We start from the raw sequence: 16,949 nt of genomic DNA, 5'->3' as shown, positions 1-16,949 counted from the left end.
TCGCGTTTAATTCCATGCACTGCCGGTCGAGATGCGTTGCCGCCTAGCTCATCCAGTTGCCGCCATCGACATTGAGCGTCTGCGCGGTGATGTAGTCGGCATCCGCCGAGGCGAGGAACAGCGCCGCGCCGGTCAGGTCGCCGGGCAGCCCCATGCGTCCGAGCGGCACCGCCTCGCCCACGAGGCGCTTCTTTTCGCCGAGCGGCCGGTTTTCGTAGCGCGCGAAGAGCGCATCCACCTCCGCCCACATCGGCGTATCCACCACGCCCGGCGCAATGCCGTTCACGTTGATCTTGTGGTGCGCGAGCGCGAGCGCCGCCGACTGCGTGTAGCTCAGCACCGCCGCCTTGGTCGCGCAGTAATGGGACACGAGGGCTTCGCCGCGGCGCCCGGCCTGCGACGACATGTTGATGATCTTGCCGCCCTGGCCCTGCTCGACCATCCGGCGCGCAACGGCCTGCATGAGGAAGAACATGCCCTTCACGTTGACGGCGAAGAGGCGGTCGTACACGTCCCAGGATTCGTCGAGGATCGGGCGCATGTCGAACAGCGCCGCGTTGTTGAAGAGAATGTCGATGCGGCCGAACTGCTCGACCGTCTGCGCGACGATGCGCTCGATGTCTTCGCGGCGGGTCACGTCGGCGCTGAGCGCGTGCACGCGGCCCGGGTAGTCGCCGGCGAGTTGCGGCGCGATGGCGGCCGCGGGCTTCACATCGACGAGCACGCAGCGCGCGCCCTCTTCCAGATAGCGGCGCGCCACCGCTTCGCCGATGCCGCTCGCCGCGCCGGTCAGCACAGCCACCTTGTCCTGCAAACGTCCTGCCGCCGGATTCGCGGAATGTGCCACAGGGTTGTCTCCCATATCGTTCGTGCCGTCGCGCGCTGAGTCAGGTGAGCGAACGCCCAACGCGTGAGCATTTGCTCTATCAGTGGTCGAATGATCGGACACGCATGGGCGCATGTCAAGGCGGGCAAACGCGATTTGAGGAGATTTCGATGGTGCAGCGCGCAAGCTCCTGTCAGATCCGCAGGCGCACAGGGGTCCGCGCAGGTACACGGGGGATGCTGGCCCGACTCGCCATCATTTTCGATACGTTATATCATTGCGCCTTTGCCTCACCCGGGGCAGGCCCGCCCTGGGGCTGGCATGCTCCCGCCGTTCCCTTCCCTATCAAGGATAGAACTCATGATCACGCTGAACCCGGCGCGCGCGCGCCTGACGCAGAGGTCCGCGCGCACCGTCGCCCGCCTCGCGGCCACGCTGGCCGCCGCATTCGGCTTCGCCCACGCGGCCTTCGCCGCGGACGCGGCCATCCCCGTCGTCGCCGCCGAGAACTTCTACGGCGACGTGGTCAAGCAGATCGGCGGCTCGCACGTGGATGTCACGAGCATCATGAGCAACCCCGACCAGGACCCGCACCTCTTCGAAGCCAGCCCGAAGACGGCCCGCGCGCTGCAGCACGCACGCGTCGTGGTCTATAACGGCGCCGACTACGACCCGTGGATGAGCAAGCTGCTCGGCGCCACCGAGGGCAGCCAGCGCGTGACGATCGTCGCGGCGGACCTCGTCGGCAAGAAGGCCGGCGACAATCCGCACCTCTGGTACGACCCGCACACCATGCCGGCCGTCGCACGCGCGGTGAGCGCGGCGCTCGCCGCGGCAGACCCCGCGAACAAGAGCGTGTACGATGCGAACCTGGCCACGTTCCTCGGCTCGCTCAAGCCGATCGACGACAAGGTTGCGGCGCTGCGCGCGCGCTACCAGGGCCAGCCGGTAACGGCGACCGAGCCGGTGTTCGGCTACATGTCGGACGCGATCGGACTCGACATGCGCAACATGCGCTTCCAGATGGCCACGATGAACGATACGGAAGCGAGCGCCTCCGACATCGCCGCCTTCGAACGCGACCTGCGCGAGCGGCGCGTGCGCGTGCTGATCTACAACAGCCAGGCCACCGAAGCGCTCACGCGGCGCATGCTGGGGCTGGCGAAGCAGTCGAAGGTGCCGTCGATGAGCGTGACCGAAACGGAGCCGCCGGGCGCAACGTACCAGCAGTGGATGCTCAGGCAGCTCGACGCGCTCGATGCGGCGCTCGCCGCTTCGGCCCACGGCTGACGGGATGGAGACGAGTTTGAGGCAGCAAGGATGACCCGATGACCATGGCAGTTCCCCCGGCCGGCCGGCCCGCCGGCGCGCACCCGGTCGCGCACCCGCATCAGCACGGCCATGCGCAGCCGGTGCTCACGCTTGCGGGCGTGTCGCTCGCGCTCGGCGATCGCACCATCCTGCGCGATGCGAATTTCGCCATCGACCAGGGCGAGTTCATCGGCGTGCTGGGACCGAACGGAGCGGGCAAGACCACGCTCATGCGCGCGATTCTCGGTCTCGTGCCGGCTTCGCACGGCGCGATCCGCGTGCTGGGCGAGCCGGTGGCGCGCGGCAATCCGTCGATCGGCTATATGCCGCAAACGCGCACCGCGCTGGCCAGCCGCCGCGTGCGCGGGCGCGATTTCGTGGCCATGGCCGCCGACGGCCACCGCTGGGGCCTGCCGCATACGAACGCGGCCACGCGCGCCGACGTCGCGCGCGTGCTCGACCTCGTGGGCGCCACGCAGCTCGCCGACCGGCCGCTCTCCGAGCTCTCGGGCGGCGAGCGCCAGCGCCTCCTGCTCGCGCAGTGCCTGCTGGGCAACCCCAAACTGCTGCTGCTCGACGAGCCGCTCATCAGCCTCGATCCGCACCATCAGCGCGGCGTGGTCGAACTCGTGCGGCGCGTGCAGCGCGAGCTCGGCATCGCCGTGCTGTTCTCGGCGCACGAACTCAATCCGCTCCTCAATGCGCTCGACCGCGTGCTGTACCTCGGCAACGGCGTGGCCGCGCTCGGCAGCGTCGACGAGGTCATCACGGGCCCGGTGCTCTCCCGGCTCTATGGCTCGCCGATCGAAGTCATGCGCATGAACGGGCGCATCTTCGTGATGTCGGGCGACGTGGAAGTGGAGAAGCACGACCACGGCCACGAGCACGATCATGCGCACGAGCATGGACATGAGCACGCGCACGACCATCGCCACGACCACGCCCCGGCGCGCGGCGGCAACGCACACGACCACACGCACGATGCTTGAATACGATTTCATGGTGAACGCCTTCGCGGCGTCGGGCATCGTTGCGGTGCTCGCGGGCATCGTCGGCTATTTCCTCGTGCTGCGCGGGCAAACCTTCGCGGGCCACGCGCTCTCGCACGTCGGCTTCACGGGCGCGACGGGCGCCGTGCTGCTCGGCGTTTCGCCGATGTGGGGGATGGTCGGCTTCACGCTCGCCGCGGGCATTTCGATGGGCGCGCTCGGCGAAAAACTCGCGGGCCGCGACGTGGCCATCGGCGTGATCCTCTCGCTCGCGCTCGGCTTCGGCCTGCTCTTCCTGCACTTCTTCACGGCCTATGCCACCCAGGTAACGTCGCTCCTGTTCGGCAACGTGCTGGGCGTGAACCGCGAAACCCTCGGCGCCCTGGCGGTGCTCGCCGCCGCGAGCCTCATCGCCCTCGGCGCGATCATGCGGCCGTTGCTGTTCGCCTCGCTGCAGCCCGAGCTCGCGGAGGCCAAGGGCGTGTCGCTGCGGCTCGTCTCGGTGCTGTTCCTCGCCATTGCCGCGCTCGCCGTGGCCGCGTGCACGCAGATCGTGGGCGTGCTGCTCGTCTTCACGCTGATGGTGGGGCCGGCCGCCGCCGCGCAGAATCTCACGACGCGTCTGTCGAGCGGCCTCGTGCTCGCCGCCGCGCTGGCACTCGTGCAGGCGTGGCTCGGCGTGACGCTCGCCTATTACACCGACTGGCCCACGAGCTTCTGGATCACCGCGCTTTCGGCGCTCGTGTACGGCGCGAGCCTGATGGGTCGGCGCCAGACCTGAGGCGGCGCGTTCCCGTTCCCGGCAAGAAAAACGGCGTTGCACCGCGAGGCGCAACGCCGTTCTGCCTTGCGACGAAGCACGCGTTACGACACGTTACTTCAGCAGCACCCGCGCATGATGCGCGATGTGATCCTCGACGAAGGTCTGGATGAAGAAGTAGCCGTGGTCGTAGCCCTCGTGACGGCGCAGCGCAAGCGGCTGCCCGGCGGCCTTGCAGGCGGCTTCGAACACATCGGGGTTCAACTGGTTCGCGAGGAACTGATCGGCCAGGCCCTGATCGACGAGGATGCCCTCCTCGAACTTGGCCGCCGCTTTACCGACAAGCTCGCTCGCGTCGTACCGCTGCCACGCCTCGCGGTCCTCGCCCAGATAGCCGCTGAATGCTTTCTCGCCCCACGGGCAGCGCATGGGCGCGGCGATCGGCGCGAACGCCGAGACCGAGCGATAGATCTCCGGATTGCGCAGCGCGAGCACGAGCGCACCGTGGCCGCCCATCGAGTGCCCGAAGATGCCCAGCCGCTCGCCATCCACCGGCAGGTTGCGCGTGATCGCCTCGCGCAACTCGTCGCGCACGTACGAATACATGCGCCAATGCTTCGACCACGGCTCGCGCGTCGCATCGACGTAGAAACCCGCGCCCACGCCGAAGTCCCACGCATCGGCTTCGCCCGGCAGGTTCGCGCCGCGCGGGCTGGTGTCGGGCGAGACGAGCGCGATGCCGTGTTGCGCCGCGTAGCGCTGCGCGCCCGCCTTGATCGGGAAGGTCTCCTCGGTCGAGGTGAGCCCCGCCAGATAGAAGAGCCCCGGCACCGCGTGCGTGCGCGCCTGCGGCGGCAGATACACCGAAAAGCGCATCGGCAGGCCGAGCGTCGCGGCGTCGTGCCGATAGATGCGCTGCACGCCGCCAAAGCATGCGTGTTCCTCGATCAGGGTCAGCATGGCGTCGCCCCGCATCAGTAGAGCACGACCGAGCGGATCGACTCGCCCTGCTTCATCAGGTCGAAGCCCTCGTTGATCTTTTCGAGCGGCAGCGTGTGCGTGATGAGAGCGTCGATATTGATCTTGCCTTCCATGTACCAGTCGACGATCTTCGGCACGTCGGTGCGGCCGCGCGCGCCGCCGAACGCCGAGCCCTTCCACTGGCGCCCCGTCACGAGCTGGAACGGACGCGTGCCGATTTCCTCGCCCGCGGCCGCCACGCCGATGATGAACGACTGGCCCCAGCCCTTGTGCGTGCATTCGAGCGCCTGGCGCATGAGCTTGACGTTGCCCACGCACTCGAACGAGTAGTCGGCGCCGCCGTCGGTGAGCTGCACGATGCGATCGACCACGTTCTCGACTTCGTTGGGGTTGATGAAGTGCGTCATGCCGAACTGCTTCGCCAGCTCGACGCGCTTCGGATTGATATCGACGCCGATGATCTTGTCCGCGCCCACCATCTTCGCGCCCTGGATCACGTTGAGGCCGATGCCGCCCAGCCCGAACACCACCACGTTCGCGCCGGCCTCCATCTTCGCCGAGTACACCACGGCGCCCACCCCGGTGGTCACGCCGCAGCCGATGTAGCAGACCTTGTCGAAGGGCGCGTCCTCGCGGATCTTCGCCACCGCGATCTCGGGCACGACGATGTAGTTCGAGAACGTCGAGGTGCCCATGTAGTGAAAGAGCGGTTTGCCGTCGAGCGAGAAGCGCGAGGTCGAGTCGGGCATGAGCCCCTTGCCCTGGGTCGCGCGGATGGCCTGGCACAGATTCGTCTTGCGCGAGAGGCAGAACTTGCACTGGCGGCATTCGGGCGTGTAGAGCGGAATGACATGGTCGCCCTTCTTGAGCGTGCCGACGCCCGGCCCCACGTCCACGACGATGCCCGCGCCTTCGTGGCCGAGGATCGCCGGGAAAATGCCTTCGGGGTCGGCGCCCGAGAGCGTGTAGTAGTCGGTGTGGCAGATGCCCGTCGCCTTCACCTCGATCAGCACCTCGCCCGCGCGCGGGCCTTCGAGATCCACTTCCTCGATCGTCAGCGGGGCGCCTGCTTTCCATGCGACGGCGGCTTTGGTCTTCATGTGTTCTGCTCCTTGTGTGTCGGTGTATCGGTGTATCGGTGTATCGGTGTATCGGTGTATCGGTGTATCGGTGTATCGGTGTGTCGTATGTCTATGTGCGCGCCTCGCGGCTGCACGGCTGCTTCATGGCTGCTTCATGGCTGCGCCGCTGCGAACCATGTCCGCGTGCGGCCGTAAAGATCGATGAAGCGCGCATAACGTGAGGCAAGCGGTGAAGCAAGCGGTGCAGCAAGCGGCGCGGCAAGCGCGGCCGCCCGTCGCGGCGACGCCACCCGCGTGGCCGTGGGCGCGAGCGCGGCGAGATCGGCCTCCTGCCAGTGGCCGCAGGCCAGCGCGCCGAGCATCGCGGCGCCGCGCGCGGCGGCGTTCGGACAGTCGATGGCGTCGAGCTCGGCATCGAGCACGTCGGCCAGCAGTTGCCGCCAGCGCGCATCGACCGAGCCGCCGCCCGCGAGCTTGAGCCTCGCGATGGGGGCGCCGCTCTCGCGTATCGCGTCGAGCCCGGCCCGCAAGGCGAACGCCACGCCTTCGAAGGCCGCGCGCATGAGCGTGCCGCGCGTGTCGCCCAAACCCGCGCCCAGCCAGCCGCCGCGCGCCGCCGGGTCGAGCCAGGGCGAGCGCTCGCCGCTCAGGTAAGGCAGGAACGCGAGGGTGGCGGAAGGCTCGGCGCCGAAGGCCTCTTCATACGCGCGGGGCCAATCGTATGACAACCAGCCGCGCGCTGCTTCGAGCGCCACACCCACATTCTGCATGGCGGCCATCGTGTACCAGCCGCCGCTCGCCGAGCGGTAGCGATGCAGGCCGCGCCGGGCCGGCGGCTGGTCCCGCGCCGTCACGAGAATCTGGCCGCCCGTGCCCGTCGTGATGAGCGCGTCGCCATCGGGCGCGAGGCCGCTGCCGAGCGCGGCGCACGGCGTATCGCCCGCCCCCGCCGCGAGCACGATGCCCGCGTTCAGGCCAAGCGCTTCGGCTGCCGCGGACGAGAGCGTGCCGCTCGCCTCGCCCGAGGCCGCAAGCGGCGCGAACCAGCGCGTCGGCAAGCCGAGCCGCTCGATCCATTGAAGGTCCCAGGCACCATCGGGCGCGGCGAGCGCGGTCGCGCAGGCATCGGAAGGATCGGCGACGATGGCGCCGCCCAGCGCCACGCGCAGCCAGTCTTTGGGCTGCAGCGCCCAGCGCGTGCGCTGCGCGACAGCCGCTTCGTTCAGGCTCACCCAGCGCAGCAGCGGGCCGGCCATGCCGGGCGCGACGGGATTGGGCTGCGGCTCGGGCCAGGCATCCAGTAGCGCGTGCGCACGCGTGTCCGGCCAGAGCATGGCGGGCCGCAGCGCGTGGCCCGCTTCGTCCGTCAGCACGACGCCATGCATCTGCCCGGAAAAGCCGATTGCCCGCACCGCCGCGCGTTCGCCGGCATCGAGATGCGCGCAGGCCGCGCACAGCGCGTCCCACCAGCGCGCAACGGGAATTTCGGCCCAGCCGGGCTGGGGGGTATCGAGCGCATACGGGACGCTCGCGGCCGCGCGTTCGACGCCCGCCTCGTCGATGATCGCGACCTTGAGCGAACCGGTGCCCAGATCGATGCCGAGAAAGCGCGCTTGCAGAGGATTCATGGAGTACGAGAGGTATGGGAAAGACCGGAAGACGACCATCATAGCGGGCGCATGTGCTGCATCGCGCCAGATCCTCAAACGACACGAAATCCAGCCATTCGCGGGTTAACCCGGTGGGCTGCGACGCACTGCAAAATGACCCACATGCAGATTGCGGAATATAGTTCATAAGACTGCGCCCATATGATGCAGCGAACCCGCGGCGCGCATCGGGCCGTTTTTCGGGGCACCCTTTGGGCCCCTGCGGGCACGACAGCATCGCGCGCAAGCCGCAGCCACAGCGGATAAACGCCTGAAACACGGGGTTTTGCGCCCTGGAGCCGCATGCGCGGCTCCAGGGCCTGCCCACCCGCGGAACACCACAGGCGCTCCCCGCGCACGAATCCGGCCCTCGTCCCACCTACTGGACTGCGTCCACGCATATCACCCCCGGAAAGCACGAAATAGTCCCCAGTGGTCTTGTTGGCGTTTTTCGTTCCGCATACCTTGGAGGCCACATTCCATACCAGAGTAACGGAGAGAGACACATGCAACCCAACGAGAGGGACACGGTCCACCCGGTCGACCAACGGCTGCCCACCGGCCAGCTGCTCACCCTCGGCATCCAGCACGTCCTCGTGATGTATGCGGGCGCGGTCGCCGTGCCGCTCATCATCGGCAGCGCCCTGTGGCTGCCGAAAGACCAGATCGCGTTCCTCATCAGCGCCGACCTGTTCGCCTGCGGCATCGCCACGCTGATCCAGACACTCGGCCTGTGGATCTTCGGCATTCGCCTGCCCGTCATCATGGGCTGCACGTTCGCCTCGGTCGGTCCGATGATCGCCATCGGCACGGACCCCTCACTCGGCATTCTGGATATCTTCGGCTCGACGATTGCCGCCGGGGCGATAGGCATTCTCATCGCCCCGCTGATCGGCAAGCTGCTGCGCTTCTTCCCGCTCGTCGTGGTGGGCACGGTGATTACGGTGATCGGGTTGTCGCTCATGGAGGTGGGCATCAACTGGGCCGCCGGCGGCGTGGGCAACCCCGACTACGGCAACCCCGTCTATCTCGGCCTCTCGCTCCTCGTGCTGATGCTGATTCTCCTCATCAACAAGTTCGGCCGCGGCTTCATCTCGAACATCTCGGTGCTGCTCGGCATCGTCGCGGGCTTCGCGATTGCGTTCGGCCTCGGCCGCGTGAACCTCGACGGCGTGTCGAACGCGCATTGGGTAGGCTTCCCGATGCCGCTGCACTTCGGCGTGCCGGCCTTCCACATCCTGCCGATCGCGACGATGGTGATCGTGATGTTCGTGACCTTCATCGAATCGACGGGCATGTTCCTCGCAGTCGGCGACATGGTCGATCGTCCGGTGGATCAGCAAACGCTCGTGCGCGGCCTGCGCGTGGACGGTCTCGGCACGATGATCGGCGGCATCTTCAATTCGTTCCCGCACACCTCGTTCTCGCAGAACGTGGGCCTGATCGGCATTACGGGTGTGAAGAGCCGTTTCGTGTGTGCAACGGGCGGCCTGATTCTCGTGCTGCTCGGCCTCTTCCCGAAGATGGCGCAGATGGTCGCTTCGGTGCCCGCCTTCGTGCTCGGCGGCGCCGGCATCGTGATGTTCGGCATGGTGGCGGCCAACGGCATCAAGGCGCTCTCGCGCGTCGATTTCGTGAAGAACCAGCACAACCTGTTCATCGTCGCGGTGAGCGTCGGCTTCGGTCTCACGCCGGTGGTCGCGCCGCACTTCTTCTCGAAGCTGCCGCCCGCCCTCGCCCCGATCCTGCATAGCGGCATCCTGCTCGCTTCGGTTTCGGCGGTGGTCCTCAACCTGATCTTCAACGGCGTGAAGAGCGAAAAGGCCGCCGAACGCGATATCCGCCGCGCGGGCCACGACCTCGAAAGCCAGGCCCCGAAGGACGGCGCGCAAGGCGAGAGCCACGAAATGCCGCGCTCGGCCGCTCATTGAGTTGACGCGAGAGGTGTCACGGCAAATACGCCGTGGCCTTTTGCTGGTTTGGCGCCACGGGAGACCGTGGCGCCTTTTTTGTTTCTGGCGGCAAGCCACGCGCGCGGAAGCACGCATAAAAAAACGCCACGGTTCGCGATGAACCGTGGCATTTGTGTCTGACGCGAACCGGGTGCCGTTTGAACCTGGCGGCCCGGTTCGCCTGCCGCGCTTGCTGAGCTTGCCGCGCCGCTCAGCCCGCCGTCGCGGCGGAAGCTGCCACCGGCGCGCTCGCCGCGCCGTAATCGACCGGTGCATCGGCCGGACGCGGCGTCTCGCCCGCATGCTCGATCCAGCCGCCGCCCAGCGCCCGGTACAGATCGACCAGGTTGTTCTGCCGTGCCAGCTGCGTCTGGACCAGCGTCTGCTGCGCCGAGTACAGACTGGTTTGCGCGGTCAGCACCGAAAGATAGCTGTCCACACCGTTCTTGTAGCGCAGTTCCGAAAGATCCAGGGAGCGCTGATTGGCGAACGTATTGCGCTGAAGCGCCGCGATCTGCTGCTCGTAGGTGCCGCGCGCGGCCAGCCCGTCCGCCACTTCGCGGAACGCCGACTGGATCGCCTTCTCGTAGTTCGCAATCTCGATGCGCTTCTGCACGTTCGCAAGCTGCAGGTTCGCGATGTTCGAGCCGCCCTGGAAGATCGGCAAGGCGACCTGCGGCGCGAAGCTCCACGCCGCCGTGCCTGCATGGAAAAGGCCGCCGAGCGACAGGCTCTCCGTGCCGAAGGCCGCGGTGAGCGAGATCTTCGGGAAGAACGCCGCGCGTGCCGCGCCGATGTTGGCGTTGGCCGCGAGCAGCGTCTGTTCGGCTTCCATGATGTCCGGACGCCGCGTGAGCAGGTCGGACGGCAGGCCCTCCGGAATGTCGGTCAGGAGGTCCTGCGAGCCGAGCGGCAGCCCCGGCGGCAGATCGGCCGGCAACGGCTCGCCGATCAGCAGCACGAGCGCGTTTTCGGCCTGCGCGCGAGCGCGCATCTGGGCCTGCAGATTGGCCTGCGCCGTCTCGACCACCGACTGCGCCTGGCGCAGGTCGAGTTCGGTGCCGGTGCCGTTGTCGAACTGCGCCTTCGTGATGTTGTACGAGTCCTGCGCGGTCTTCAGCGTTTCCTGCGTGACCTTGAGCAGTTCGTCGTCGGCCAGCATCGTCAGGTACTGCTCGGCCACCTGCGAGACGAGCGAGATTTCCGCCGCCTTGCGCGCCTGCGCCGTGGAGAGGTACTCCGCCAGCGCCTGGTCCTTCAGGCTGCGGATGCGCCCCCAGAAGTCGATTTCCCACGACGCCTGCAGACCCACGTTATAGATGCTGTACGGGTTGCTCTGCGGGAACTGCGCGAGATCGGTCGGCGAACGCGTGCGCGATTCCGTGCCCACGGCGTTGATCGACGGCATGAGCTGCGCGCGCGTGATCTGGTACTGAGCGCGCGCCGCCTCGACGTTGAGCACCGAAACGCGCAGGTCGCGGTTGTTCTTCAGCGCGATTTCCACGAGCTTCTGCAGGCGGGGATCGACGAAGAAGTCGCGCCAGCCGATGTCGGTGGCCGCGGCGCCGTTGGCGCTGCGGCCGTTCGGCGCGCCGCCGGGCTGGCCCGGCTGCGTCGCGTACACGCCGCCTTCGGGGAACGACTGCGACACCGGCGCCGCGGGCCGGTGATACCACGGCTCCATCGTGCAGCCCGCGAGAACGAGCGTCGCCACTGCAATTACGGATAGTTTTTGCATCTCAGTGTCCTTCCTTGCCCGGGCCATCGCCATTGCTGCCACTGCCGCCAGCGCCACCGGCATTGCCGCCATTGCTGCCATTGGCACCGCCGCCCGAGCCACCATTGCCGCCGTTCTCGCCGTCGTGGTCGTGCGCGTGGTGCTCTTCATAGTGCTCGAGCGCCGTTGCCGGATCTTCCTTCTCGCCCGCGAACTTCGCACGGATCACGACGAAGAACATCGGGATCATGAAAATCGCGAGGAACGTAGCGGTAATCATCCCGCCGATCACGCCCGTGCCGATGGCGTGCTGGCTCGCCGAGCCGGCGCCGTTGCTGATCGCGAGCGGCAGCACGCCCAGAATGAACGCCATCGACGTCATCAGGATCGGGCGCAGCCGCAGACGCGAGGCTTCGAGCGCCGCCTCGACCGGCCCCATCTTGCCGCCGGCCTGCAGGTCGCGCGCGAATTCCACGATCAGAATCGCGTTCTTCGCCGAAAGACCCACGGTGGTCAACAGACCCACCTGGAAGAACACGTCGTTCTCGAGGCCCCGCAGCGTCACCGCGAGCAGCGCGCCGAGCACGCCGAGCGGCACCACCATGATGACCGCGAACGGAATCGACCAGCTTTCGTACAGCGCCGCCAGACACAGGAACACGACGAGGATCGAGATGCCGTACAGAATCGGCGCCTGCGAACCCGACTGGCGTTCCTGGAACGAGAGACCCGTCCATTCGTAGCCGATACCCGCGGGCAGCTTCGCCGCGATCTGCTCCATGGCCGTCATCGCCTGACCCGTCGATTTGCCCTGGCCCGCCTGCCCCTGGATTTCGATCGACGAAATCCCGTTGTAGCGTTCGAGCTTCGGCGAACCGTAGGTCCACTGGCCCGTCGCGAACGAGCTGAACGGCACCATCCCGCCCGCGCCGTTGCGCACGTACCAGATGTCCAGATCCGTGGGGTTCATACGGAACGGCGCGTCGGCCATCACGTACACCTTCTTGATCCGGCCGTCGGTGTCGAGGAAGTTGTTCACGTACGACGAAGCCCACGCGATCGAGAACGTCTGGTCGATCGCCGCGGCCGTCACGCCGAGCGCATTCGCCTTCTCGCGGTCGATGTCGACCTTGTACTGCGGCGTGTCGTTCAGGCCGTTCGGGCGCACGAGCGCGAGCGTCGGGTCCTTCGCTGCCATGCCGAGCAGCATGTTGCGCGCTTCCATCAGCTTTTCGTGGCCGAGGCCGCCGCGGTCTTCGAGTTCGAAGTCGAAGCCCGAGGCCGTGCCCAGTTCCGGAATCGAAGGCGGATTCACCGGAATCACGAGCGCGTCCTTGTACCCCGCGTAGCGGCCGAACATGCGGCGCACGAGTGCCTGCACCTTCTGGTCGTCGTGCTGGCGCTCCTTGTAGTCCTTCATCCGCACGAACACGAGGCCCGCATTCTGGCCGCGGCCCGCGAAGCTGAAGCCGTTCACCGTGAACACCGACTCGACGATGCTGCTCTCCTGCGAGAGCAGATACTGTTCGATGTTGTCGAGCGTGCGCTGCGTGGTTTCCTGGGTCGAGCCGGACGGCGTCTGCACGAGCACGAACATCGTGCCCTGGTCTTCGTCGGGCAGGAACGACTTGGGCAGGCGCACGAACAGCAGACCCACCGCGACGATCACCGCGAGATAGATGATGAGCCAGCGCCCCGAGCGCCGGATCACGTGATACACGCCGCTGTGGTACTTGTCGCGGCTCGTTTCGAAGGTGCGGTTGAACCAGCCGAAGAAGCCCTTCTTCTCTTCGTGGTGGCCCTTCGGAATCGGCTTGAGGATCGTCGCGCACAGGGCCGGCGTGAGGATCAGCGCGACCAGCACGGACAGCACCATCGCCGCCACGATCGTGAGCGAGAACTGCCGGTAGATGGCGCCCACCGAGCCGCCCGAAAACGCCACCGGCACGAACACGGCGGAGAGCACGAGCGCCACGCCCACCAGCGCGCCGGTGATCTGGCCCATCGCCTTGCGGGTCGCCTCCTTCGGCGAGAGGCCCTCCTCCACCATCACCCGCTCGACGTTTTCCACCACCACGATCGCGTCGTCCACCAGCAGGCCGATCGCCAGCACGAGCCCGAACATCGAGAGCGTGTTGATCGAGAAGCCCACCGCCGCCATGATCGCGAAGGTGCCGAGCAGCACCACCGGCACCGCGATGGTCGGGATCAGCGTCGCGCGCAGGTTCTGCAGGAACAGATACATCACGAGGAACACCAGCACGATGCCTTCCAGCAGCGTCTTGATCACTTCCTCGATCGACAGGCGCACGAACGGCGTGGTGTCGTACGGGTACTTCACGACGAGACCGTGCGGGAAGTACTTCGAGAGCTGGTCGATCTTCTCGCGCACGAGCTTCGCGGTCTGCAGCGCGTTCGCGCCCGTGGCGAGCTGGATGCCGAGGCCGGCCGTCGGCGAGCCGTTGTACTTCGTGTCGAAGTTATACGTTTCGCCGCCCAGCGAGATGCGCGCCACGTCCTTCAGGCGCACCTGCGAGCCGTCCTGGTTCACCTTCAGCAGGATGTTGCCGAACTCTTCCGGCGTGCGCAGCAGCGTCGATTCCGTGATGGTCGCCTGGAACGACTGCCCCGCCACCGACGGCGTGCCGCCCAACTGGCCGCCCGCGATCTGCACGTTCTGCGCGGAGATCGCACTGGTGACATCGACCGGTGTCAGGCCGTAGTTGTTCAGGCGGTTCGGGTCGAGCCAGATCCGCATCGCGTACTGCGAGCCGAACAGCGTGACCGTACCCACGCCGTCGATCCGGCTGACCGGGTCTTCGACGTTCGACGCCACGTAGTTCGCGAGGTCGTACTTCGACATGCTGTGGTCTTCGGACACGAACGCGAGCACGAGCAGGAAGCTGCTGCTCGACTTCGTGACCTTGATGCCGAGCTGCTGCACCACCTGCGGCAGGATCGGCGTGGCGAGCTGCAGCTTGTTCTGCACCTGCACCTGCGCGATGTCGGGGTTGGTGCCCGCGGCGAAGGTCAGCGTGATCGTGGCCGTACCCGAGTCATCGCTCGTCGACGAGAGGTACAGCAGGTGGTCGAGGCCGCTCATCTGCTGCTCGATGACCTGCGTGACCGTGTCTTCGACCGTCTTGGCGGATGCGCCCGGGTAGGTCGCCGAGATCTGGATGGCGGGAGGCGCAATGGTCGGGTACTGCGCCACCGGCAGCGTGAACACCGAAGCCACGCCCGCCAGCATCAGAATGATCGCGATCACCCATGCAAAAATCGGGCGATCGATAAAGAACTTTGCCATGAAACAGGCTCCCTGTTATTGCGCGGCGGAGGCAGCGGGCGCGGCGGACGCCGGTTGTGCCCCGGCGCCGGAAGCGGCGCCTGCGCCGGCCTGCGCGCCTGCGCTGGCCGACGTCGTCATGTCCGCCGACGGAGCGCCCGGCGGGGGCGGAGGCGGCAGACTGGCGGCAATCGCCTTCACTTGCGCGCCCGGGCGAACCTTTTCGGTGCCCTGAACAATCACGCGGTCGCCCGGATTCAGGCCGCTATCGACGATCCAGTCCTGGCCCTGCGTGCCCGACGTCTGGATCGGGTGCAGTTCCACCTTGTTGTTCTGATCGACGACGAGCACCGTCGCCTGGCCCTTCTGGTCGTGCTGCACGCCCACTTGCGGCACGAGGAACGCGCGGTCGTTCACGCCTTCCTCGATGCGCGCGCGCACGAACATGCCCGGCAGCAGCACGCGGTCGGGGTTCGGGAAGAGCGCGCGCACGGTCACCGAGCCCGTGGTCTGATCGACCGTCACGTCGGTGAACTGCAGCTTGCCCTGCTCGCCGTAGCTGCGCCCGTCTTCGAGCACGAGCGTGACCTTCGCGGCGTTCGGGCCGCTCGTCTTCAGGCGCCCTTCCTGCACTTCGCGGCGCAGCCGCAGGCCGTCGAGGCTCGACTGCGTGAGATCGACGTACATCGGATCGAGCTGCTGCACGGTGGACATCAGCGTGGCCTGGCTCGCCTGCACGTAGGCGCCAGGCGTGACCTGCGAGATGCCGACCTGGCCCGTCACGGGCGAAATGACGTCCGTGTAGCCGAGGTTGATCTGCGCCGTATCGACGGAGGCCTTGCCGGCATCCACGTCGGCCTGCGCCTGGCCTTGCGCGGCCACGGCGTTGTCGTAGTCCTGCTTCGAGACGGCGTTGGCCGCCACGAGCACCTTGTAGCGCGCAACGAGTGCGTTCTGCGTGACGAGGTTGGCCTGCGCCTTGGCAAGCGCGGCCCTGGCGTTGTTGAGCGCGGCGATGTACGGCGCCGGGTCGATCTTGTAGAGACGCTGGCCCGCCTTGACGATCGAGCCTTCGGTGAATTCGCGGCGCAGCACGATGCCGTCCACCCGTGCGCGCACCTGCGCGACGAGGAAGGCGTTGGTGCGGCCCGGCAGTTCGGTGACGACCGGCACGGCCGTCGGCTGCACCGTAACGACGCCGACTTCGGGCGTTTGTTGCGGCGGCGCTGACTGCTTCTGTCCGCATGCGGCGAGCACGATGGCGGCCGTCGCGAAGCTGATTAGGCGGAATGGAACCCGTTCGACGCGCATGGAGCAACCTCTGTCTATAGCTGACAAAAAAGAGCATGCGGCGGCCCGCCTCGCGCGGGACGTCAACGCACGCCAGCATCTGGCAATACCTGACGGATAACCTTGACTTCTTGTCTGCGCAGATCCGCTTTGCGCATCCGTCCGGTAGATTTGACGCGACGCCGCGACAGGCGGCATCGTGCATCGGGATTGTTATGGCCAGTTACGGCCACTTGGGCCAGTGACGGATATTAACCAAACATCCACAGTTGAGATACCCAGGTGGTGGGGTGCTATTATAGATACATTCGCGAATGCATGTTAAAGAATGAAAATGCATCGCAGAAGAGGCGCCCAAGTGGGATCTGCGCGTCTCACATAGCAGGCGCCGGGATCGTTGCGGCAAATGCTTACAAAAACCCCACAGCTCTCGCAAGCTCACTCATCCGAACCTATGGCCCGCCGCACGAAAGAGGAAGCGCTGGAGACGCGCAGCAAGATCCTCGACGCCGCCGAACACGTCTTCTTCGAGAAGGGTGTGTCGCGCACGACCCTTGCCGATATTGCCCAGGCCGCCGGCGTCACGCGCGGCGCGATCTACTGGCACTTCGAGAACAAGGGGGATGTTTTCACGGCGATGTTCGACCGCGTGGTGCTGCCGCTCGACGAACTCAAGGCGGCCACGGTCGATCCGTCCGAGCCGGACCCGCTCGGGCGCATCCGCGACCTGTGCGTGCTGTGCCTGCGCGATACGGCCTCGGACGTCCGGCGGCGGCGCGTGTTCGAAATCCTCTTCCTGAAATGCGAGTTCGTGGAGGAGATGGGACCGGTGATGGCGCGCCACCAGTCCAATATGCGCGAGGGCCTCGCGAGCATCGAGGAAGGCCTGCGCAATGCCATGTCCAAAGGTCAGTTGCCCGCCGATCTCGACGCGGCGCGCGGCGCGCGCATGGCGCACTCGTTCGTCACCGGCATGCTGCACGACATGGCGATCCTGCCCGACGTGTTCGACGTCGCCACCTACGCCGCGCGGCATGTCGAGGCCATGCTCGACATGCTGCGCTACAGCCCGGCGCTCAAGCTGGGCGGCCAGGCGGCCGGCTGAG

The 16,949-nt window shown here is 66.9% G+C and carries 12 protein-coding genes; 5 read left to right on the top strand and 7 right to left on the bottom strand.

The features are described from left to right. Positions 1-43 precede the first annotated feature (43 nt). Positions 44-847, bottom strand: a complete 804-nt coding sequence (locus BFE01S_RS12860; RefSeq protein ID WP_028225858.1) for an L-iditol 2-dehydrogenase — start codon at positions 845-847, stop codon at positions 44-46. A gap of 339 nt (positions 848-1,186) precedes the next feature. Between BFE01S_RS12860 and BFE01S_RS38455 the strand changes: the two genes are divergently transcribed. From BFE01S_RS38455 to BFE01S_RS12845, 3 genes are read left to right on the top strand one after another with little or no spacing between them, the layout of a single operon-like run. Then, positions 1,187-2,116 carry a metal ABC transporter solute-binding protein, Zn/Mn family gene (locus BFE01S_RS38455; protein WP_084169786.1) on the top strand — a complete coding sequence of 310 codons (930 nt, stop codon included), beginning with the start codon at positions 1,187-1,189 and terminating at the stop codon, positions 2,114-2,116. 38 nt (positions 2,117-2,154) lie between these two features. Further along, positions 2,155-3,126 (top strand): ABC transporter ATP-binding protein, encoded by a 972-nt coding sequence (locus tag BFE01S_RS12850; protein ID WP_245621097.1) that lies wholly within the window; start codon positions 2,155-2,157, stop codon positions 3,124-3,126. After that, the gene (locus tag BFE01S_RS12845; RefSeq protein ID WP_028225856.1) at positions 3,119-3,907 is read left to right on the top strand and encodes a metal ABC transporter permease; all 789 of its coding nucleotides are present in this window, start codon (positions 3,119-3,121) and stop codon (positions 3,905-3,907) included. Before BFE01S_RS12850 ends, BFE01S_RS12845 begins: the two co-directional genes overlap by 8 nt. A 93-nt stretch (positions 3,908-4,000) precedes the next feature. Here BFE01S_RS12845 and fghA read toward each other — a convergent pair whose 3' ends face one another. The 3 genes from fghA to BFE01S_RS12830 all read right to left on the bottom strand — a co-directional run bounded on the left by fghA (position 4,001) and on the right by BFE01S_RS12830 (position 7,577). Then, the gene (gene fghA, locus BFE01S_RS12840) at positions 4,001-4,846 is read right to left on the bottom strand and encodes an S-formylglutathione hydrolase (RefSeq protein ID WP_028225855.1); all 846 of its coding nucleotides are present in this window, start codon (positions 4,844-4,846) and stop codon (positions 4,001-4,003) included. 14 nt (positions 4,847-4,860) lie between these two features. Beyond that, positions 4,861-5,967, bottom strand: a complete 1,107-nt coding sequence (locus BFE01S_RS12835) for an S-(hydroxymethyl)glutathione dehydrogenase/class III alcohol dehydrogenase (RefSeq protein WP_028225854.1) — start codon at positions 5,965-5,967, stop codon at positions 4,861-4,863. 134 nt (positions 5,968-6,101) lie between these two features. Further along, complete coding sequence (locus BFE01S_RS12830) at positions 6,102-7,577, bottom strand: xylulokinase (RefSeq protein WP_028225853.1); 1,476 nt, start codon at positions 7,575-7,577, stop codon at positions 6,102-6,104. Between the two features lie 527 nt (positions 7,578-8,104). On the opposite strand from BFE01S_RS12830, the gene BFE01S_RS12825 reads away from it, so the two are divergent. Beyond that, positions 8,105-9,529, top strand: a complete 1,425-nt coding sequence (locus BFE01S_RS12825; protein ID WP_028225852.1) for a nucleobase:cation symporter-2 family protein — start codon at positions 8,105-8,107, stop codon at positions 9,527-9,529. 232 nt (positions 9,530-9,761) lie between these two features. On the opposite strand, the gene BFE01S_RS12820 is transcribed toward BFE01S_RS12825, so the two are convergent. The 3 genes from BFE01S_RS12820 to BFE01S_RS12810 are packed head-to-tail and all read right to left on the bottom strand — an operon-like array spanning position 9,762 to position 15,864. Continuing rightward, entirely contained in the window at positions 9,762-11,288 is a 1,527-nt protein-coding gene (locus BFE01S_RS12820; RefSeq protein WP_028225851.1) for an efflux transporter outer membrane subunit, read from the bottom strand. 1 nt (position 11,289) lies between these two features. After that, complete coding sequence (locus BFE01S_RS12815) at positions 11,290-14,574, bottom strand: efflux RND transporter permease subunit (protein ID WP_028225850.1); 3,285 nt, start codon at positions 14,572-14,574, stop codon at positions 11,290-11,292. Between the two features lie 15 nt (positions 14,575-14,589). Beyond that, a complete protein-coding gene (locus BFE01S_RS12810; protein ID WP_028225849.1) occupies positions 14,590-15,864 on the bottom strand; it encodes an efflux RND transporter periplasmic adaptor subunit in 1,275 nt (424 codons plus the stop codon). Positions 15,865-16,297: 433 nt separating this feature from the next. Here BFE01S_RS12810 and BFE01S_RS12800 point away from each other — a divergent pair, with 433 nt between their 5' ends. Then, a complete protein-coding gene (locus tag BFE01S_RS12800) occupies positions 16,298-16,948 on the top strand; it encodes a TetR family transcriptional regulator (protein ID WP_028225847.1) in 651 nt (216 codons plus the stop codon). The last annotated feature ends 1 nt before the right edge of the window (position 16,949 follow it).

The sequence above is a fragment of the Paraburkholderia ferrariae NBRC 106233 genome, assembly GCF_000685035.1.
Lineage (GTDB): Bacteria > Pseudomonadota > Gammaproteobacteria > Burkholderiales > Burkholderiaceae > Paraburkholderia > Paraburkholderia ferrariae.
Note: the sequence above shows the minus strand (reverse complement) of the source record. Positions and strands in the feature narration are given on the sequence as shown.